Genomic DNA, 17,768 nt, shown 5'->3' on the forward strand with positions numbered 1-17,768 from the left:
CGTGGCGCTGGAGCGGACCCGTCGGGTCGGCCCGTACGCGCCACTCTCGGCGACCTACTACTACGACGACGACCTGGCCCTCGCGGGCGAGGCCGCTGAGTTGCTGTTCGTGCGTGGCCTGGCGTTCTCCGCTCAGGTGATGAACGACGGCTTCATCTCGGACATCCAGCTGGCCCGCCAGGTGGGCGTCGGCATGGCGGACGCGGAAGAGCGCGCCGCCGCGCTGGTCGAACACGACCTCTGGGAGCGGGTCGAGGGCGGCTACGTCGTGCGCTCGTGGCTGAAGTGGAACAAGTCCGCGGAGGAGGTTGGGCGCTTCCACGCGAAGGACCGCGACCGGAAGGCAAAGGATGCCAAGTCGGGCAGCCGCACGGATTCCGATCAGGGGGCGGATGAGGACGAAGCGGATTCCGAAGGGAACCCCCAGCGGAATCCGCGCGGAATCCATGCGGACTCCGAAGGGATTCCGCCACACAGAAGCACTACACAACACAACACAACATCCGCACCCCCCGCCGCTGACGCGGCGGATGACGTACCGCATGAGGCGGCAGATGACGCAGACGGTGGCGGCATGTTGCTGACGCTCGTGCCTCCTCAGCCCACCCCGCCGGAGCCCGGCTCTGATGATGATCCGCACTGGGCGCGGTTCTGGGCGGCCTACCCGCTCAAGGTCAGCAAGAAGGAGGCTCGCCCCAAGTGGGCGCGCGCGATCAAGGCGGGAGTGGACCCCGAAGTCATCATCTCCGGAGCCGAGCAGTACGCCGAGGAGCTCAAGCGGGAATTCCCGCGAAGACCGAAGGTCAAGATCAAGCGGCCTGACGGATGGCTCAACACCGAGCGCTGGAACGACTACCTCGAAGCCGAGGACCCGGACGACATGCAACGCGACTGGGACGACTACGTGGAGACCGTGCCCGAGGAGTGGAACCAATGAACGACGACCCGCGGCTCCCTCCCATGGACGTCGAGGCAGAGCAGGCCGTGCTCGGCTCGATGATGCTCTCGCCGAACGCCTGCGCCCTGGCGAGCTCCGGCCTGTCCATGGCCGACTTCGCCCGACCGGCGCACCGCGAGATCTTCCGAGCGGCCAGTGAGCTGTACCGGCGCGGCCATCCTGTCGAGGTCCTCACCGTGCGTGCCGAGCTGGAGCGCACCGGGCTGATCGAGCGTGCCGGCGGCCCGCTGTACATAGCCGAGCTGTCCCGCCAGGTGGCCACCGCCGTCAACGCGTCGTTCCACATCGGCCGCGTGCGCGAGCTGGGACTCAAGCGGGCCGCCGTCGAGGAGTTCACCCGCCTGGCCAGCATGGGTTACAACCCGTCCGTCGACTCCGAAGAGCTGATCGGCAGCGCCGAGGACGTCGTCAACACGCTGCGCACCGTAGGCAGCGACGACAGCATCACCGGCCTGTCCACCCTCGGCAGCTTCGTGGACGAATCCGAAGAGCCGCACGACTGGCTCGTGCCCAGTCTGCTCGAACGCATGGACCGCGTCATCGTCGTGGCCGGAGAGGGAGCGGGCAAGACCACGCTGGCCCGCCAGGTCGCAGTCATGCTCGCTGCGGGCATCCACCCATTCGCCTGGCGTACCCGCATTAAGCCGGTCCGCACCCTGTACGTGGACTTGGAGAACCCGCCCGCGCTGGTCCGCCGCAAGATCGCTGGCCTGATGAACACCGCCCGCAAGACGCCCGGCTGGGACGAAGATCGCGCCTGGCGGTGGACCCGGCCCGGCGGCATCGACCTGCGCAAGCCGCACGACCAGGCTCTGCTGGACCGGGTCATCACCGAGTCCGGCGCCGAACTGGTCTGCCTGGGCCCGCTGTACAAGGCATTCACGGACGGTGGCGAGCGCGCCGAGCAGCTCAACACGCAGGTCGCCCAGGTCCTCGACCGGGTCCGCGAACGCCACGGCATCGCGCTCTGGCTGGAGACGCACGCCCCGATGGAGCAGAACGGGCAGCGCTCGCTACGCCCCCTCGGCTCCGGCGTGTGGACCCGCTGGCCGGAGTTCGGGCTGGTCCTGCGCAAGAACTCCAAGAACCCGCTCCGAGTGGACCTGGGCCGCTTTCGCGGAGACCGCGACGAGCGCGAATGGCCGCACCACCTCGAACGCTCCAGCCCGTGGCCCTGGGCCGCGATCTGGGACAACGGCATTCCCTTCGAGGAAGCCACATCCGCATGACCGGTTGACGCAAGGGACGTTGACCGCACACCGGTACACACGACCGAGAGGAACGACATGACCGCACATGACAGCGCCGCCAAGGGCGTGGCCGACGCCTTCGCTGAATGGATCGGCGACCACCCGGTCAGCGTCCAAGAGATCGTCAACGACGCCACGAAGGCCACCTTCGCCGAGTGGCTGGAGGCCCGTGGCAGCGAGTTGCTCCCGCCCGCGCCGCCGAAGCTGGACCCTGACCGGCTCCGCGAGGTGCTCGCCGCCCTCGACAGCTACGGCAGCGCCATGGCGCGCGGTCTCGACCAGATCCAGGAGCGGCTCAACATCCTCATCGCCGAGCAGGCCGAAGAGGCCAGGAAGGTGAGGGGCGCGTGAACCGGGAGACGCGACGGCTCCGCGACCGGGTCGACGACCTCGAAGAGCGGCTCGACCAGATCAGGGGCGTGCTCGACGTGATTGACGACGAGCGCCTGGCGGCCGCCATCGCGCACACCCCGGAGGGCGGCAAGCTCCACCAGGCACTGGCCAACATCCACACGCTCGCCGGTCCTGGAAGGGCCTTGAGTAGCACGGCCGACACCTGCCACAGTGGCGCCCCCGACCAACGGAAGGATCACCGATGATCAAAGCTGAGCCCGGGTTCGTGGCCACCTTCAAGAGCACTGACGGAACGCTGCGCACCATGGACGTCGTGGCATGGGACGACGAAGGACGAGCGCTCGTGCTGGACGGACGGCGAGGTGAACTCGTTGACGCCCGCTCATACGGCGACCTCCGGGACGTGACGCACAAGAGGGACCCCTACATCTCGGCAGTCCCTGGACAGGGATGGTTGATCGAAGTCACCGAACAGGACGGGAAAACCTGGACGCACCCCGTCATCGCCTTCGCCATCGACCTGGATGGGTACGGGACGGTGGTTGCCGGAGCCGGGGACGGAAGTGTCGAAGTGGAGCGCGACCTCAACGGCGACACCCGGAAGCTGATTCCTCCGGGCGGCTGGCAAGACCCATGGTCACTCGCTAAATGACGACCAGCACGACGACGGCCGGGCCCGCGCGTATCGGGCCCGGCCGCCACGGGGGAGGATCTCATGACGCCTGTCCAGCGGACTGAGCGAGGGCGCTGGTGACCCTCGCCGTACGTGCCATCGCCGACTTGCGCTGGGTCGCCGCCTACTGGCCAGACTTGCTCGACTCCCGCCTGCAGGGGACGCCGGCGCCGTGGCGGCGGCCGGAGCTGTCCGCCGAGCAGCGTGAAGAGCGCGACCTTGCGGCCTGGTTGGAACGGCTGGATCGGACTGGCGATGCGCCCGGCGCCACTCCGGCGCCAGTTCGCGTGCCGGTGCTCGACACCTTGGCCGGCCTGCTCGCCGAGGCGGTGGATCTCGCCGACCAGCTGGCGGCCGCGGTGGGGTGCCCGGAGCTTCCGCCGCCGAGCACGGGCCTGGCCGACGCGCGGCCGTATCTGGAGTTCGCCGCCGCGCGCCTGGCGGAGGTGACGAGCGATGCCGAGCTGGGCGCGTGGGCGTACGGCCGGACCCGGCCCATGGTGGCGACCGTCGCGCGGTCGCTCGCGCTGCTCTTCGACGGCCAGGCCCTCGACGTCGAATGCCCCTGGTGTCGAGGCATCACGCCGGAGTCGCCAGCGGGCGGCGCGAGGACGTGGCGAGTGCGCGACTTGTTCGGCAGCCGGGAGTGCAGGCACGGTCAACCCGATCGCCGCTTCTGCGGCGAGTGTGAGCAGATGATCGTCATCGTGTGTGAAAACGACTGCGAGCCACCATCGAAGAGCGTCGGCACCTGGTGGCGCGGGCGTCCCTGCTGGCAGGTGTTCGAGTGGGACTGGCTGGCCGCCCAGGCTCAGCGGGAGCGGGCGGCAGGGTAGGTGCCCGGACGGATGCCCGCGACCCCATGGCCGCGGGCATCCTGGCGCTCAGGCCCGGTAGCCGGGCGGCCGGTAGTCGGGACCGACGTCCACCCTGTCGTCGAAGCCGTGCCGCCGGCACATCACGTGCACCGACGCCTGAACGGTGATCGAACGGCGAGCCGGCCAAGCCCCCTGGCTGTTTGCCATCGTGAACGGCGCCTCCCGCTCCCGCTCCCAGTCGCTGACCTCGATCCCGTCGGTGTGCGGCCCGACCGGGCAGAACGGTTCGTTGTTGGGCATGCCTCACTCCAATCTCCGCGCGTTCGCACGGATTCCTGTGGGGTGGGGACCCGGACAGAGTAAACAGATCGACTGCGTTAAGCGCAAGTCCTGCCGAAGCGGCGCATTCACCCAGGTGACGGCTCTTCACGCGACACGCCGTGGCCAGGCCCTCCAGCTTGACGATGCGAGTTATCCACAGGATCATGACCATCGGGCGATCACGCACGCCCACCTTCAGGCCCGCCACCGAGCGGGCCTTTCGCATATTCGGGCACATCGGGCGGTGATTCCTCATCGTCCGCTTCAAGCCGTCCGGCAAGCCGGTCAAGCCTGTCGTGCCGACCAAGACCAACCGGCAGATCAGCCGCCTGTGTGGGGCTGGATGGGGCTCAAGCTGCTGGGACCACGGCAAGGGCGCCCATCGCTGCGTCGCGCCATGGCGGCACGGAGGCGGTCACACGTGCGGATGCGGAGAGTCGGGCTGATCCCGATCGCAGACATCACCGAGGGAGTCACCCGATGAGATACGTCCTGATCGAGGCCGATGGCACCTACCTTCAGCCCGCCGGCTCGGGGATCGACCTTGGGCCGGAAGGCGCTACCCGCGTCCCGCTCGGGCCGATGCCCGACGGCCTCGGGCCGGTCACGGGCTGGGTCAACGCGGCCGGCTCGCCCACCTACCCGGCCAACCCCGTCGGCGGCCAGGTCCTCGTGGCGATGGGCGCGGCCTCGGGCGACTACTTCGGGCCCGTCATCTTCACCGGCTGGGATCCCGTGGCGGAGGAGATCCGGGGCATGAACAGTGACCAGGCGTACGTGATCCAGCAGGCGTACGACGACATCGCGCCGTAGGGTCCCATGGCCCGTAGCAGCCGGCCATGGCGTCGCATCCGGGCCCAGATCCTGGCCGCATCCACGATCTGCTGGCTGTGCGGCCACGGTGGCGCGGACGCTGTGGACCACGTCATCCCGCTGGCTCTCGGGGGCGCACCGCTCGACCCGGTCAACCTCAGGCCGGCGCACGGAGTCCGGGGCTGTGCCACATGCGGCCGGAAGTGCAACTCCTCCAAGGGGGCCAAGCTCACGCCCCCGGCGGCCCCATCCTCCCGGGCTTGGTAATCGAGGGGGCCCGATATAGGGGGCCCGTCACAGGGGGCGGGACGCAGGGGCCAGGGCGGAGATCCCGGGCCAGGGCCACCAGGGGCAGCATGGGGCTGATCGTCATCACCGGACCGCCGGCAGCAGGCAAGACCACATGGGTCAGAAGCCACGCCAAGCACGGTGACATCGTCATCGACTTCGACCAGCTGGCCATGGCCCTGACCGTTCCTGGTGCTGACCCCTACGACCGATCCAAGCCCCTGCGTGATGTGACCTACCGAGCCCGAGCGGCGGCCATCACCGAAGCGCTGACCCACGCACAGGACGTGGACGTGTACGTGATCCACTCACTGCCCTCAGCCGCAGCGCTCGCACGATACGCAGAGCACCACGCACAGCTGGTCACCATCGACCCTGGTCGTGACGTCGTCATGCAACGCGTGGCGGCGGAGCGTCCACCCTCCATGGCCGCCGTGGCACAGCGCTGGTACAGCCAGCCTCGACACGCAACGCACGAACCGCAGAGAGCGTCGCGCCCGTGGTGAGGTGCCGAGCACGAACCTGATCAACGCCACAGACCGTGACAGAGATCAACGAGCATCGCGTTACCGCAGGTGAAGCCCGCAATGGGGGATAGTCGCAGGTCAGGGGCCGGGGGGGCCATGCCGACCATGATCACACCCGCGCGGGACACCCGTCCGCCAGTGTCCTTTTTTTGTGTGGCCAACGCGGGGGACCTCCCCCCGCCCAGGTCGCGCACGGTGACCGACCCCCGGAGGTGATCACGTGACTGAGCAGCCTGGCCCCGGCCCCGTCGAGGCGGCCGTGCGCGGCGACGTGGACGCCCTGGACGTCAGCGGCTCGATGGCGCGCTCGCTCGCCGCCACGGCGTTCAACCTGGCCCACAAGCTCGACACCGATGCAGGCATGGCCACGGCCGCGGTCGCGCGCGAGCTGCGCGAGACCCTCAAGGCGCTCGCGGAGGCCGCCGGTGACGACGATGGATCCGATCTTGTCGCTGAGCTGTCCACCTCGCTGGGGGACGCTCCGCCGGCCTAACCGGCAGACGATGGGGCCAGCCGTCGGGGTGATCGCGGCTCGGCTGGGGACGCCGCTGATGCCGTGGCAGCAGTACGTGGCCGACGTCATCCTGGAGATCGACCCATTGACGGGCCGGCTGGCCTACCGCGAGTACGGGATCACGGTGCCGCGGCAGTCGGGGAAGACGACGCTGTTGCTGGCGAAGATGGTGCACCGGGCGCTCGGCTTCAATGGGCGTCAGCGGATCTTGTACACGGCGCAGACGCGCGGCGCGGCCCGGCTGAAGTGGGAAGACGAGCACGTCGCCACGTTGGAAACCTCGAAGTACCGGAAGCTGTTCACGGTGCGCCGCCAGCTGGGTCAGGAGGCGATCCGCTGGAAGAACGGTTCCCGGCACGGCATCACCTCCAACACGGAGAAGGCCGGCCACGGCGAGACCCTCGACGAGGGCGTGGTCGACGAGGCGTTCGCCCAGGACGACGACCGGCTGGAGCAGGCGTTCAAACCGGCGATGATCACTCGGCCGCAGCCGCAGCAGGGCGTCGTCTCGACGGCGGGCACGATGAAGAGCGTCTACCTGCGCGGCAAGGTCGACGCGGGCCGGGAGCGATGTGAGGCGGGCGCCGCGGACTCGGTGGCCTACTTTGAATGGTCGGCACCGGATGACGCTGACCCGGCGAACCCGGCGACGTGGGCAGCGTGCATGCCTGCGCTGGGGCACACCGTCAGCGTCGAGGCGATCCGGGCGGACTTCGAGTCGATGAAGCTGCCGGAGTTCCGCCGGGCGTACCTGAACCAGTGGCCGGACGTGGCGCCCGATCAGTGGCGGGTCATCGCCGAGAATCGGTGGCGTCCGCTCGCCGACGGCGACTCCGAACTGGTCGGCCGGCCGTCGTTCGCGATCCACGTGGCGCGCGATCGGTCCTGGGCGGCGATCGCCGTAGCGGGCCGGCGCGCTGACGGCCTCCTCCATGTCGAGCTCATCGACTACCGGCTCGGCACGCAGTGGGTCGCCGACCGTGCCGTCCAACTGCGGGACCGCTGGAACCCGTGCGCGATCGTCGTCGACGCCGGCTCTGCGGCCGGATCGCTCATCGCGGACTTGGAAGCGAAGGCGCTGGAGATCGTGAAGCCGTCGGTGAAGGACGTGGCGCACGCCTACGGGCAGTTCTGCGATGCCGTGGCTCCGAAGGAGGGCGAGCCGACGCTGAGGTACGTCCCTCACCCGGCTCTGGACGTGGCGCTGGCCGGTGCTGCGGATCGGCCATTGAGCGACGCGCGGGCCTGGGACGCGAAGGCGGCCACCACGGAGATCAGCCCGCTCATCGCGGTAACGAACGCAGCCTGGGGTTTCGCGACGCGAGGCCACATCGAGGAAGAGGTCAGGGAACCGCTGGTGGCGTTCAGATGAGGCTGTCGAAGTTCGAGAGGGCTTGGCTCGGCTACATCGCCGGGTGCTTGCTCATCGTGGCCGGGGTCTGGACCGAGTTCGGGACCGGATACGGCCTCATCGCCGCCGGGGTCGCTGCCGTCGCTTCGTTCCTGCTGCTGGCCGATGTCGAGGACGACGATGACGGGGAGGTGCCGTGAACCTGCTGCAGCGCGTGCGCCGTCGCCGTGCGCTCGATTCGCTGGGCCCGTCGTGGTCGTTCGGGTCGAACCCGTACTTCGGGATGTCGCGGCCGGTGAACGGGCACGAGAAGCCGGTCCCGGCGGAGTTCCTCGCGCTCGCGCAGAACGTGCTGAAGCGGAACGGCGCCGTCGCGTCGTTGATGTTCATTCGGCAGGCGGTGTTCAGCGAGGCGCGGTTCTGCTTCCGGCAGCTGTACGACGCGGGGCCCGGTGAGCTGTCCATCGTCGGCGACCTGAGCATCCTGGAACGGCCATGGGCCGGCGCAACCGCGCAGGACCTGCTGTCACGGATGATCCAGGATGCCGACCTGGCCGGGAACTCGTTCTACGCCCGGCGGCCGAACGGAACGCTGAAGCGGCTGCGGCCGGACTGGGTCACCATCGTGACCGGCTCCGAGTCGGAGCCCGACCTGTACGGCGATGCCCTCGACGGGGAACTGCTCGGCTACATCTACTCGCCGCGGGCGCCAGGATCTGACGACGGTGAGGTGCTGCTGCCGAGCGAGGTGGCGCACTTCGCGCCGATCCCAGACCCGGAGTTCAACTTCCGGGGCATGTCCTGGATCACGCCGCTGCTTGGCGAGATCGAGGCCGACAGCGCCGCCACGCAGCACAAGCGCAGCTTCTTCCGCAACGGCGCCACCCCTCGCGTCGTGGTGTCGCTGGACGCCTCGGTGAGCCCGGACAACTTCGAGCGCTTCATCGAGAAGTTCGAGGCCGCGCACGGCGGGGTCGCCTCGGCGTACAAAACGATGTATCTCGGCGGCGGCGCGGACGCCAAGAGCCTGAGCATGTCGATGAAAGATCTCGACTACAAGGCCGTGCAAGCGATCGGTGAGTCCAGGCTGGCCGCTGCCGCCGGTGTCCCGCCGGTCATCGTCGGCTTCTCCGAGGGCCTGGCGGGCAGCTCGCTCAACGCAGGCAACTACGCGAGCTCGCGGCGCCGGTTCGCCGACGTCACCATGAGGCCGCTCTGGCGCCGGGCCGCCGGCGCACTGGCGCACCTGGTTGACGTGCCCGACGGCGCCGAGCTGTCATGGAACGACCGCGAAGTGGCGTTCCTGCGCGAGGATCTGGCCGACATCGCCGCGATCCAGGCCACGAAGGCGACCACGATTCGGAAGCTCACGGACGCTGGATTCACTGCGGCCAGCGTGGTCGCCGCGGTGGAGGCCGACGATCTGTCGCTTCTGAAGCACTCCGGTCTCTTCTCGGTGCAGCTGTTGCCGCCAGACAAGATGCAGCCCGAGCCCACCGAGGCACCCCCGGTCGACGCTGCGCCGGATCCCGACGAGAACGACCAGGGCGACGACGAGCAGCCCGAGGAGGGCCAGGCATGATCTTCACGCGGACCTACCCCCTCGACGACATCGCGATCGCGCCCGGCGGCGACGGCCGATCGGTCGTCGCCTACGCCGCGGTGTTCGACACCCCGGCGGAGATTCGCGACCAGGATGGGCACTACAACGAGGAGATCGCGCGCACGGCGTTCGACAAGTCGCTGAGCGAGCGCGGCACCCGGTACGGGGTGTTCTACAACCACGCGGTCACCTTGCACGGCACCCCGTCCGAGCGGGCCAGCGTGCCCCTGGGGACGCCGCTGGAGGTGCGCGCGGATGCCAGGGGCCTGCTCACCGTGACCCGCTATAACCGGACCCCGCTGGCCGATGAGGTGCTGGAGGCGATCCGCAACGGCGACATCACCGCGCAGTCCTTCTCTGGCCGGATGATCCAGTCCAAGCCGTCCAAGCCCGGCCGGGCACCCTACCGGCCCGGCCGTGCCGGCGAGCTCGTGACCGTGGTCCGCAGTGAGATCGCCCTGCGGGAGTACGGGCCCACGCCGATGCCCGCATTCGAGGGCGCCGCGATCCTCGGCGTGCGCTCGCTGGCCGATGAGTTCGCCCGCCTCGGCGCCGATGAGCGCGCCGAACTGGCCCGCATGCTTTCGTCCACCACCCCCGAGACGGGGGCCGGAGACGAGCCCGACACCCCCGAAGAGGGGGCCGTCCCGGTGGAGTCGGAGCCCGAAGAAGGCCACCGCTCTGGTCCGGTCCTGACCCGCGCGCAGGCGCGGGCGCGACTGATGAAGAGGGGACTTCTCCTGTGAACCGACTTGCAGAGATCGACGAGCGGATGACGGCCATCCGCTCCGAGCTGCTCACGCTCGCCGACACCGACCTGGATGAGACGCAGGCCGCGCGCTTCGACGAGCTGGAGACCGAGTTCGCCGAGTTGGAGACCGAGCGCGAGCCGCTGGCCCGCCGCGCGGCCACCATCGAGCGCGTGCGCTCCACCGCCGCAACCGCCGCCCGCGGAGGTCGGGGCCTGGAGCCGGGCGGCAACGACCGCGCGCCGGGCCTGATCGTCCGTACTGACCCGTTCGAGGACCTGGACCAGGTGCGCGCCAACACGGTGGCTGCGGGCGACCTGCGCTCGCGTGCGTTGGCCGCGATCGAGCAGGCCCCGGCCGAACTCGACGACGCGGGCCGCGAGCGTGCCACCCGGCTGATCGAGCGTGGCGACCGGCACGGCCGGATCGCCCGGCACGTCCTGCTCACCGGCAGCCCCGACTACGCCCGCGCGTTCGAGGACCTGCTCGGCGGCATGCAGCCGTGGCAGCTCGACGAGGAAGGGCAGCGGGCACTGCGCCTCGCCGACGAGCACCGCCGCGCGATCAACGAAGGCACGGGATCGGCCGGTGGGTTCCTCGTGCCGGCGCACCTCGACCCGACGATCATCTTGTCGAACGCGGGCAGCACGAACCCGTTCCGGCAGATCTCCCGCGTCGAGACGATCGCGACCAACCAGTGGAACGGCGTCAGCTCGGCAGGCGTGACCGCGCAGTGGCGCGCGGCGGAGGCCACGCAGGTGCCAGACGGCTCGCCGACCTTCGCCCAGCCCACCGTGCGCATCCACGCCGCCGACGCCTACATCCAGGCCTCCTTCGAAGCCACCGGCGACACCAACATCGCCAGCCAGGTCGGCATGCTGCTCAACGACGCCAAGGACAACCTGGAGGCCACGGCGTTCGCCGTCGGCACCGGCACCAACCAGCCGTGGGGCGTGGCCACCGCCGTGGCGGCGGTCGCGGGCAGCCGGGTCACTGGCGGCGCGACCTACGACGTGGCCGACGTGTACGCCACCAAGGACGCGCTCCCGGCCCGGTGGCGGCCGCGCGCCTCGTGGGCCGCGAACGAGTCGATCTACACCCTGACCCGGCAGTTCGCCACCGGCTCCGGACCGCAGCACGCGTTCTGGACCGACCTCGGCATGGACCGGCCGTCGCTGCTGCTGGGCCGCCCGGTCTACGAGGCGAGCGGGATGGACGGCACGCTGGCCGCGGCGAGCACGAACGACATCCTCCTGTGCGGCGACTTCGGCCAGTACCTGATCGTGGATCGAGTCGGCATGACGGTCGCGTACGAGCCGCTCGTCAAGGGCGCCAACGGCCGCCCGACCGGCGAGGTCGGTTGGTATGCCTACTGGAGGGTCGGCGCGAACGTGCTGGTCCCGGACGCGTTCCGGATCCTGCGCGTCATCACCGCCTAGCAAGCCGAGGGCGGGGCTCAGCGGGGTCCCGCCCTCACCAACCGGAAGGAGGCGGCCGTGCAGCGTGCTGCCCAGACGTTCCACATGCCCACCCCAGACAGGTGGCGCACCATCGCCGCCGGCGACGAGCTGGCCGACGACGACCCGGCGGTCACGACGGCCCCGCAGTACTTCGTGCCCGTCGCTGAGCCCGAGCCTGAGGCGAAGGCCGCGCCGACACCCGCCACCAAGTCACGCGGCCGGGCCGCCAACAAGTAGGAGGTGCCCGTGCCGTTCAACGACCCCGCCAAGAACGCGATGCTCGACGCGCTCGACGAGTCCGCCACACAGATCACGCACGTCGGTGTGCACACGCTGACCGACCCCGGCACCGGCGCGACCGCCAACGCTGGCGAGGCGACCGGGGGCAGTCCCACCTATGCCCGCCAGTCGGCGACGTGGGGTGCGGCGGCGAGCGGCCAGAAGTCCAACACCAACGCGATCACTGTCGATGTTCCTGCCGGGACGTACGGGTTCATCACGTACTGGAACGCCTCGACCGGCAACACGGGCACGCAGTATCGCGGCTACGCGCCGATCAACGGGACGATCAAGGGGTTCGGCACTGTCGACTCCGCGGGCGTGACCGCTGACGCGATCCAGTCGGCGGCGCATGGCCTGGTGGACAACGACCGTGTGATGGTCTTCAACGTCTTCAGCGAGAGCCTCCCGGCTGGCCTGACGGAGGGCGTGATCTACCACGTGGTGAGCGCGACGACGGACACCTTCGATGTGTCGCTGACGCAGGGCGGCGCGTCGGTGAACATCACCGGCCAGGGCGAGCTCTTCTTCCAGAAGGTCATCCCGGAAACCTTCGGCGCCCAAGGCCAGATCACGATCGCGGCCGGCGCGCTGGTCCTGGACGCGACCGGTATCTAAGTGGCTGCGCCCTCGTTCGTCTCGGTCGGCTCGCACCTGGACGGGACGTCGACGTCGGCGTCAGTGACTCCGCCAGCCGGGACGCAGGTCGGCCGGGTGGTGGTCGTCAGCTTGTATCTGGACGGCGCGCCGCTGGCGATTACTCCCGAGGTCGGATTCCAGATCGTCGAGGGTCTGCCGGTCGGAGTGTCCTCCGGCGGCGGGACGCACGCCCTGTACAAGTGGTGGCGACGGTGTAGCGGCGTCGATTCCACCCCGTATGTGTTCTCGTGGACCGGGTCCCGATACCGCGAGGTAGAGGTGACCCTGTGGGAAAATGTGGTCGCGGCCGGGGATCCGTGGGACCCCGGTGCGGACGCGGACGTTCTCACCACCAACTCGGCGACCTCGCCGCCGGTGGCCATCACCACGGCGGGCCCGGACCGCACCCTGATCTGGTCGGGCACCAACTGGACGGGCGGTGCCTGGACGCCGCCGACCGGGTTCAGCGAGCGCTTCGAGTCGTCGAACAGGTTGATCACCGAGGCGTCGATGGCTTTCCCGACGGCCGGAGCCACCGGGTCGATCTCTGGCACCTGTTCGGCCAGCGACAAGACGTGCGCGTGGTTGGGCGCGTTGATCGGCACCACGAGCGGCGGCACCGCTGCAGCGGGCACGGCGGCGGCAGCAGTCACGACCCAGGCCACGGCTCGCAAGGTCGCGCAGGTGGCTGCGGTCGTGAGCATCGCGCCGTCCGGCGTGGTCGCGGCCCGGAAGACCGCTCCGGTGGTCGCACGGCCGGCGGCCGGAGTGAGCTCGGCGGCCGGCGTGCGAAAGGTGGCTCCCGCTGCTGGGCGCATGGCCGCGGCAGGGCTTCCCGTGGCGGTCAGCCGGAAGCGCGCCCCTGTCATCGGCTTCTCTCCGGCCGCCGGAACGCTCAGCTCGACTGCCGCCAAGCGGGTGCCCGTGACTGGCCTGTCGGCCGCGGCGGCCTGGTCGTACCGGTCGCAGGTGGTCGCGCGCGCGGTGTCCGGCGTCTGCGGCCTGGCGGCCGTCGGCGCCGTGTCGGTGCGCAAGCTCGCGGTGGCCTCCGGAACGTCCAGCGCGTCGGCCGTGCCCGTGGCCGCGGCCCGGCATGTGGCGGTGGCCACCGGGTCGTCGGCGCTGGCCGCCGCAGCGAGTGTCCAGGTGCGCAAGAGGGTGGCGGCGGCAGGGCGGGCGGTCCTCGCGGGCACGCTACTGGCCGGCGGGCGCAAGGTCACGGCGGTCTCGGGCCGCACGTACGCCGCGGCGGTGACGTCGTGGGCCGCGCAGGAAGCGCCGCCGAGCAGGGGCAGCGTGGCGGCTGGTTTCCGGGACGGGCCCGGCATAGCGGCCGGGACGCGGCGGGGATCCACGATCGCGATGGCTGAGCGGCGCAGTGCCGGGATGGGGGCGGCATGAGCTTCGACCTGGGCGAGATGGTCCCGCTCCGCATCATCATTACCAACACGGCGGGTGTCCCCGAGAACGCTGGCTCCGTCTCGCTGACGATCACGCTGCCCGACGGTACGACGCATATCGAGGCCTCGGTGCCGGGGTCGGCAGGCGTCTACGACTTCGACTATCCGAGCGTCCAGGCGGGAGTTCACCGCGTCCGTTGGGTTGCGACCGGGATCAACGCCGGAGCGTTCACCGACGTGATCGACGTCGAGCCGGCCGAAGGCGCGCCGTTCGTCTCGCTCGCGGATCAGAAGCACCACCTGAAGAAGACCAATGCCGACGACGATGAGAAGCTGCGCGGGTTCATCGCTGCGGCCTGCTCGGTCATCGAGGACCGCATGGGCCACGTGACCCCGGTCGCGCTGACCACCGACGGCCACGGCTGCACGGTGATCCTCGACCGGCCCGCCATCTCCGTGACGTCCGTCGTCCAGATGCCCGGCGGAACCACGGTTCCGGCCGCCGACGAGCTCGCCGGCACGGATGGCTGGACTCTGCACGCGGGTGCCGGGGTCCTTAAGCTGTCCCGCTCGTACGGCCGGCTGCGGGTCACCTACCGCGCCGGCCGCAGCCCGCTGCCCGGGAACTTCAGGTTGGCCGCGCTGGAGCTCGCGGCGCATCTGTGGCGGACCAGCCAGCACAACACCTCCGGCGGGCGGCCGTCACTGGGCGTCGACGAGACCGTGGTGCCCGGCGTCTCGTACGCGCTGCCGTACAACGTCCGCCAGCTCCTAGGCCTCGACAAGCGGCCCCAGGAAGAGGTGCTGGTCGGTTGACCGAGATCGAGGCCGCGATCGCGGCTGAGCGTGCGGCGATCGTCGAGGGCATCAAGTCGTACTTCGCGCCCGTCGATGACCCGCTCTATGAGGACGTGCGGATCCTGTGTGACCGCATCACCCGCGGCGAGTACGGAGCGCGTGTTCAGCGTGAGGCGCCGCCTAACACCCATCGTGACGAGAGGACGTAGGCCATGCCGCCGACCGTGAGCACCGTTCCGGCCTGCCTGGAGGCGCTCGTGGCCGCCGCCACCCGGGCGCTCCCCGGCGTGCAGGTCGTGGACGGCCAGCCGAACCGCGACCTCGACGACAACCTCGTGATGATCGCCTTCACCGGTGAGCCGGGCGAGCAGGCGGTGACGTCCAACCGGGCGCAGCAGCAGGCGAGCACGGCCCCGGATCGTGAGAGCTACGACGTGACCTGTCTGGCCGCGGCCTGGGGCGGCCATGAGGACGATCCGGTTCCGGTGCGCAACACGGCCTACGGGTTCGTGAACGCCATCGCCACTGAGCTCGCCGCCGACACCACCCTCGGTGGAGTGGTGGGCCGGTCTCGCATCTCGACCGACGCGTTCGCCCAGGCGCAGACCGAGCGGGGCGCCGCCGCCGTGGTGCGGTTCGTCGTGCACGTCGAGGCCTTCACCGGACGGTTCTGATGCCGTCGGCGCGCACCGAGGGCGGTGCGGAGCTTCGCTGGTTCATCAAGCAGTTCGGCAAGTTCCCGAAGGATGTCCGGCAGGACCTGCGGCCCAAGCTGCGTGCCATCGGCACTGCCGCGCTGGCTGGCGTCCGGGCGCACGCCGCCTGGTCCACCCGGATCCCGTCGGCGACCCGGCTGCAGATCGGCCTGTCGAAGCGGAACCCGGGCCTGGCGATCGTGGTCAACAAGAACCGCGCGCCGCACGGGCGGCCGTACGAGAACAACGACCGGGACGGCGCATTCCGTGCGCCGTTCTTCGGCGACCGGTCGCGCTGGTATGCGCATCCGGCCAGGCCGTTCCTCGTCAGAGGCGCGCGGCCGCACTTCGAGAAGGTCGACGCCGACATTAAGGACGTCGTGGATGAGGCAGCGCGCAAGGCGGGCTTCCGATGATTGAGAGGGGGGCTCATGGCCCTTGACACCAAGCTCTACCTGGAGCTTGTGGCTAACTACACCGGCACGTCCGACCTGACGACGCCATCGGCGCCGATCGCGGTGCGGCGGCAGGTCAACCTGACATCCGGGGTCGGCGCGGGCCAGGCGGACCTCATCTGGGCGGACACCCGCACGGTGGCTCCGTCCGCGACGGACAGCCTCGACCTGGCCGCCTCACTGTCGGGGCTGCTCGGCGGCACCGTCACGTTCGCCCGAATTAAGGGCCTGATCGTGGCCGCCGCGGCGACGAACACGAACAATGTGTTGGTTCAGAGGCCTGCCACGAACGGTGTGCCTCTGTTCTCGGCGGTGTCGGCGAACATCCCGCTCAAGCCCGGCGGGGTCTTCACGTGGTTCGACCCGAGCGCCGCCGGTGTGGTGGTCACGCCCACTTCCGGAGACCTGATCGACTTCGTCAACTCCGGCGCCGGCACGAGCGTGACGTACGACGTCGTCGTCATCGGCGCGCTGAGCTAAGGGGGCCTCGTGAACACGGTGCGTATGTACCACCCGAACATCGACGACGGGAAGCGGATCATCGAGCGGCCTGCCTCGGCGGTGTCTCAGCACCTGATGGCCGGCTGGCTGGTCGCCGACCCGGCCACCTTGGAGGAGACGGCGGTGCAGTTGCTCGTCGACGGCGGTCTGCCACGCGAGGACGCCGAACGCATGCTGCGATCGCAGCCGCCCGGCCCGCCGCCAACCGAACAGCCCGCCACCTCAGAAGCCCCGGCAACCGCCGGGGCTTCTGCTTTGCCGGACACCGAGAAGGCGCCGCGGGGTCGGCGTACGAGGGGGGATGAGTAATGCCTGCAACGCCGATCGCGAGCGTCGCCCGGTACTGGTCTGTCGGGGTCAACAAGTGGATCTGGTGCCCGTCGATCGCCAACAAGGCGGCGCCGACCCGGGCGGAGATCAACGCCGGGACGGACCTGACCAGTGAGGTGGCCGGGAAGGAAGGCTGGACGACCAGCAGCGAGCAGATCGAGGCCCCGGACGCCAACAGCCGGTTCAAGCCGAAGATCCCGGGCGCGATCACTGCTGAGGACAGCTCGCTGACCTTCTACGCCTCGCCGACCGGCGTGGACGCCCGCTCCGTCATGCCGCGTGACACGACCGGTTTCATGCTGCGCATGGGCGGCGGTGACGTGGCCGGCCGAAAGATGGACGTCTTCCCGAGCACCGTCTCCGCCATCTCCAAGGAGTTCGGCGGCACGGAGGAGGACCCGGCCCGGGTCACGATCTCCTACTCGATCACCAGCGAGCCCGCCGAGGACGTCACCATCCCGGCCTGACCTCACCCCTTTATCCGCACCCTCACACGAAAGATCGGCGATGGCTCTTCTCAGCAAGGATCAGATCTGGCAGGCCTCGGACATCACGTTCGAGGACGTGCCGTGTCCCGAGTGGGGCGGCGAGGTACGGCTTCGCGGCCTGCAGGGCAACGAGCGCGACGAGTTCGAGGCCAAGAGCCTGAAGAAGGGCAAGGGCGGCCAGCGCGAGGTCGAGATCAAGAACCTCCGGGCCCGCCTGATCGCCGCCTGCGCGATCAACGAGGACGGCAGCCCGATGTTCACCTCCGGCGATGTGCTGCGGCTGTCGCAGAAGTCGGCGGTACCGATCGACCGGCTGTTCAAGGTCGCGCAGCGGCTGTCCGGCCTCGCCGACGATGACGTCGAGGAGCTGGTCGAGGATTTCGACGACGCCCCGAGCGGCTCTTCTACTTCCGGCTCGCCGCCCATCTCGGTTGCCCCGTCGCCGAGCTCCTATCCCGCATCTCCTCCCGAGAGCTGACCGAGTGGCAGGCGTATGAGCGCCTG

Annotated in this window: 26 protein-coding genes; 25 read left to right on the top strand and 1 reads right to left on the bottom strand. The window is 69.8% G+C overall.

Features of this window, described 5'->3' with window-relative positions; genetic code table 11:
* The first annotated feature begins 1 nt into the window (after window position 1).
* From ACWD0F_RS19565 to ACWD0F_RS19590, 6 genes are all read left to right on the top strand, one after another.
* Window positions 2-937, top strand: a complete 936-nt coding sequence (locus ACWD0F_RS19565; RefSeq protein WP_449877270.1) for a hypothetical protein — start codon at window positions 2-4, stop codon at window positions 935-937.
* Entirely contained in the window at window positions 934-2,187 is a 1,254-nt protein-coding gene (locus ACWD0F_RS19570; RefSeq protein ID WP_449877272.1) for a DnaB-like helicase N-terminal domain-containing protein, read from the top strand. Before ACWD0F_RS19565 ends, ACWD0F_RS19570 begins: the two co-directional genes overlap by 4 nt.
* Window positions 2,188-2,244: 57 nt before the next feature.
* Window positions 2,245-2,559, top strand: a complete 315-nt coding sequence (locus ACWD0F_RS19575) for a hypothetical protein (RefSeq protein ID WP_449877274.1) — start codon at window positions 2,245-2,247, stop codon at window positions 2,557-2,559.
* The gene (locus ACWD0F_RS19580; RefSeq protein ID WP_449877276.1) at window positions 2,556-2,807 is read left to right on the top strand and encodes a hypothetical protein; all 252 of its coding nucleotides are present in this window, start codon (window positions 2,556-2,558) and stop codon (window positions 2,805-2,807) included. The genes ACWD0F_RS19575 and ACWD0F_RS19580 overlap by 4 nt, the downstream gene beginning before the upstream one ends.
* Window positions 2,804-3,214, top strand: a complete 411-nt coding sequence (locus ACWD0F_RS19585; protein ID WP_449877278.1) for a hypothetical protein — start codon at window positions 2,804-2,806, stop codon at window positions 3,212-3,214. Before ACWD0F_RS19580 ends, ACWD0F_RS19585 begins: the two co-directional genes overlap by 4 nt.
* A 98-nt stretch (window positions 3,215-3,312) precedes the next feature.
* A complete protein-coding gene (locus ACWD0F_RS19590) occupies window positions 3,313-4,071 on the top strand; it encodes a hypothetical protein (protein WP_449877279.1) in 759 nt (252 codons plus the stop codon).
* A gap of 48 nt (window positions 4,072-4,119) precedes the next feature.
* Here the strand turns inward: ACWD0F_RS19590 and ACWD0F_RS19595 are convergent, their stop codons facing one another.
* Entirely contained in the window at window positions 4,120-4,353 is a 234-nt protein-coding gene (locus ACWD0F_RS19595; RefSeq protein WP_449877281.1) for a hypothetical protein, read from the bottom strand.
* A gap of 501 nt (window positions 4,354-4,854) precedes the next feature.
* Between ACWD0F_RS19595 and ACWD0F_RS19600 the strand changes: the two genes are divergently transcribed.
* The 19 genes from ACWD0F_RS19600 (at window position 4,855) to ACWD0F_RS19690 (ending at window position 17,742) form a co-directional block, all read left to right on the top strand.
* Window positions 4,855-5,187: a hypothetical protein gene (locus tag ACWD0F_RS19600; RefSeq protein WP_449877283.1), complete on the top strand. Its 333-nt coding sequence runs from the start codon at window positions 4,855-4,857 to the stop codon at window positions 5,185-5,187.
* Between the two features lie 356 nt (window positions 5,188-5,543).
* On the top strand, window positions 5,544-5,981 hold the full coding sequence (locus ACWD0F_RS19605; protein ID WP_449877285.1) for an AAA family ATPase: 438 nt from the start codon (window positions 5,544-5,546) through the stop codon (window positions 5,979-5,981).
* A gap of 241 nt (window positions 5,982-6,222) precedes the next feature.
* On the top strand, window positions 6,223-6,495 hold the full coding sequence (locus tag ACWD0F_RS19610; RefSeq protein ID WP_449877287.1) for a hypothetical protein: 273 nt from the start codon (window positions 6,223-6,225) through the stop codon (window positions 6,493-6,495).
* 10 nt (window positions 6,496-6,505) lie between these two features.
* Window positions 6,506-7,888 carry a terminase large subunit domain-containing protein gene (locus tag ACWD0F_RS19615; protein ID WP_449877289.1) on the top strand — a complete coding sequence of 461 codons (1,383 nt, stop codon included), beginning with the start codon at window positions 6,506-6,508 and terminating at the stop codon, window positions 7,886-7,888.
* Complete coding sequence (locus ACWD0F_RS19620) at window positions 7,885-8,067, top strand: hypothetical protein (protein ID WP_449877291.1); 183 nt, start codon at window positions 7,885-7,887, stop codon at window positions 8,065-8,067. The genes ACWD0F_RS19615 and ACWD0F_RS19620 overlap by 4 nt, the downstream gene beginning before the upstream one ends.
* Window positions 8,064-9,449 carry a phage portal protein gene (locus ACWD0F_RS19625; RefSeq protein WP_449877293.1) on the top strand — a complete coding sequence of 462 codons (1,386 nt, stop codon included), beginning with the start codon at window positions 8,064-8,066 and terminating at the stop codon, window positions 9,447-9,449. Before ACWD0F_RS19620 ends, ACWD0F_RS19625 begins: the two co-directional genes overlap by 4 nt.
* Window positions 9,446-10,216, top strand: coding sequence for an HK97 family phage prohead protease (locus ACWD0F_RS19630; RefSeq protein WP_449877295.1), 771 nt, complete (start codon window positions 9,446-9,448; stop codon window positions 10,214-10,216). The genes ACWD0F_RS19625 and ACWD0F_RS19630 overlap by 4 nt, the downstream gene beginning before the upstream one ends.
* A complete protein-coding gene (locus ACWD0F_RS19635) occupies window positions 10,213-11,658 on the top strand; it encodes a phage major capsid protein (protein ID WP_449877297.1) in 1,446 nt (481 codons plus the stop codon). Before ACWD0F_RS19630 ends, ACWD0F_RS19635 begins: the two co-directional genes overlap by 4 nt.
* Before the next feature lie 57 nt (window positions 11,659-11,715).
* A complete protein-coding gene (locus ACWD0F_RS19640) occupies window positions 11,716-11,916 on the top strand; it encodes a hypothetical protein (RefSeq protein WP_449877299.1) in 201 nt (66 codons plus the stop codon).
* 9 nt (window positions 11,917-11,925) lie between these two features.
* Complete coding sequence (locus ACWD0F_RS19645) at window positions 11,926-12,576, top strand: hypothetical protein (protein ID WP_449877301.1); 651 nt, start codon at window positions 11,926-11,928, stop codon at window positions 12,574-12,576.
* 63 nt (window positions 12,577-12,639) lie between these two features.
* Complete coding sequence (locus ACWD0F_RS19650) at window positions 12,640-13,998, top strand: hypothetical protein (protein WP_449877303.1); 1,359 nt, start codon at window positions 12,640-12,642, stop codon at window positions 13,996-13,998.
* The gene (locus tag ACWD0F_RS19655; protein ID WP_449877305.1) at window positions 13,995-14,813 is read left to right on the top strand and encodes a hypothetical protein; all 819 of its coding nucleotides are present in this window, start codon (window positions 13,995-13,997) and stop codon (window positions 14,811-14,813) included. Before ACWD0F_RS19650 ends, ACWD0F_RS19655 begins: the two co-directional genes overlap by 4 nt.
* Complete coding sequence (locus tag ACWD0F_RS19660) at window positions 14,810-15,004, top strand: hypothetical protein (protein WP_449877307.1); 195 nt, start codon at window positions 14,810-14,812, stop codon at window positions 15,002-15,004. Before ACWD0F_RS19655 ends, ACWD0F_RS19660 begins: the two co-directional genes overlap by 4 nt.
* A 3-nt stretch (window positions 15,005-15,007) precedes the next feature.
* The gene (locus tag ACWD0F_RS19665; RefSeq protein ID WP_449877309.1) at window positions 15,008-15,469 is read left to right on the top strand and encodes a hypothetical protein; all 462 of its coding nucleotides are present in this window, start codon (window positions 15,008-15,010) and stop codon (window positions 15,467-15,469) included.
* Window positions 15,469-15,906: an HK97 gp10 family phage protein gene (locus ACWD0F_RS19670; RefSeq protein ID WP_449877311.1), complete on the top strand. Its 438-nt coding sequence runs from the start codon at window positions 15,469-15,471 to the stop codon at window positions 15,904-15,906. The genes ACWD0F_RS19665 and ACWD0F_RS19670 overlap by 1 nt, the downstream gene beginning before the upstream one ends.
* 15 nt (window positions 15,907-15,921) lie before the next feature.
* Window positions 15,922-16,425 (top strand): hypothetical protein, encoded by a 504-nt coding sequence (locus ACWD0F_RS19675; protein WP_449877313.1) that lies wholly within the window; start codon window positions 15,922-15,924, stop codon window positions 16,423-16,425.
* Between the two features lie 9 nt (window positions 16,426-16,434).
* Window positions 16,435-16,755, top strand: coding sequence for a hypothetical protein (locus ACWD0F_RS19680; protein ID WP_449877314.1), 321 nt, complete (start codon window positions 16,435-16,437; stop codon window positions 16,753-16,755).
* Window positions 16,755-17,243, top strand: a complete 489-nt coding sequence (locus tag ACWD0F_RS19685; protein ID WP_449877316.1) for a phage tail tube protein — start codon at window positions 16,755-16,757, stop codon at window positions 17,241-17,243. Before ACWD0F_RS19680 ends, ACWD0F_RS19685 begins: the two co-directional genes overlap by 1 nt.
* Before the next feature lie 40 nt (window positions 17,244-17,283).
* Window positions 17,284-17,742, top strand: coding sequence for a hypothetical protein (locus ACWD0F_RS19690; RefSeq protein WP_449877318.1), 459 nt, complete (start codon window positions 17,284-17,286; stop codon window positions 17,740-17,742).
* The last annotated feature ends 26 nt before the right edge of the window (window positions 17,743-17,768 follow it).

Source organism: Nonomuraea sp. NPDC002799, assembly GCF_053592075.1.

Bases quoted from the DNA above. Each gene is read 5' to 3' on its own strand.
- ACWD0F_RS19570 (WP_449877272.1), top strand. From the start codon at position 934: ATGAACGACGACCCGCGGCTCCCTCCCATGGACGTCGAGGCAGAGCAG.
- ACWD0F_RS19575 (WP_449877274.1), top strand. From the start codon at position 2,245: ATGACCGCACATGACAGCGCCGCCAAGGGCGTGGCCGACGCCTTCGCT.
- ACWD0F_RS19585 (WP_449877278.1), top strand. From the start codon at position 2,804: ATGATCAAAGCTGAGCCCGGGTTCGTGGCCACCTTCAAGAGCACTGAC.
- ACWD0F_RS19595 (WP_449877281.1), bottom strand. From the start codon at position 4,353: ATGCCCAACAACGAACCGTTCTGCCCGGTCGGGCCGCACACCGACGGG.
- ACWD0F_RS19600 (WP_449877283.1), top strand. From the start codon at position 4,855: ATGAGATACGTCCTGATCGAGGCCGATGGCACCTACCTTCAGCCCGCC.
- ACWD0F_RS19605 (WP_449877285.1), top strand. From the start codon at position 5,544: ATGGGGCTGATCGTCATCACCGGACCGCCGGCAGCAGGCAAGACCACA.
- ACWD0F_RS19615 (WP_449877289.1), top strand. From the start codon at position 6,506: ATGGGGCCAGCCGTCGGGGTGATCGCGGCTCGGCTGGGGACGCCGCTG.
- ACWD0F_RS19620 (WP_449877291.1), top strand. From the start codon at position 7,885: ATGAGGCTGTCGAAGTTCGAGAGGGCTTGGCTCGGCTACATCGCCGGG.
- ACWD0F_RS19630 (WP_449877295.1), top strand. From the start codon at position 9,446: ATGATCTTCACGCGGACCTACCCCCTCGACGACATCGCGATCGCGCCC.
- ACWD0F_RS19655 (WP_449877305.1), top strand. From the start codon at position 13,995: ATGAGCTTCGACCTGGGCGAGATGGTCCCGCTCCGCATCATCATTACC.
- ACWD0F_RS19665 (WP_449877309.1), top strand. From the start codon at position 15,008: ATGCCGCCGACCGTGAGCACCGTTCCGGCCTGCCTGGAGGCGCTCGTG.
- ACWD0F_RS19670 (WP_449877311.1), top strand. From the start codon at position 15,469: ATGCCGTCGGCGCGCACCGAGGGCGGTGCGGAGCTTCGCTGGTTCATC.
- ACWD0F_RS19675 (WP_449877313.1), top strand. From the start codon at position 15,922: ATGGCCCTTGACACCAAGCTCTACCTGGAGCTTGTGGCTAACTACACC.
- ACWD0F_RS19685 (WP_449877316.1), top strand. From the start codon at position 16,755: ATGCCTGCAACGCCGATCGCGAGCGTCGCCCGGTACTGGTCTGTCGGG.
- ACWD0F_RS19690 (WP_449877318.1), top strand. From the start codon at position 17,284: ATGGCTCTTCTCAGCAAGGATCAGATCTGGCAGGCCTCGGACATCACG.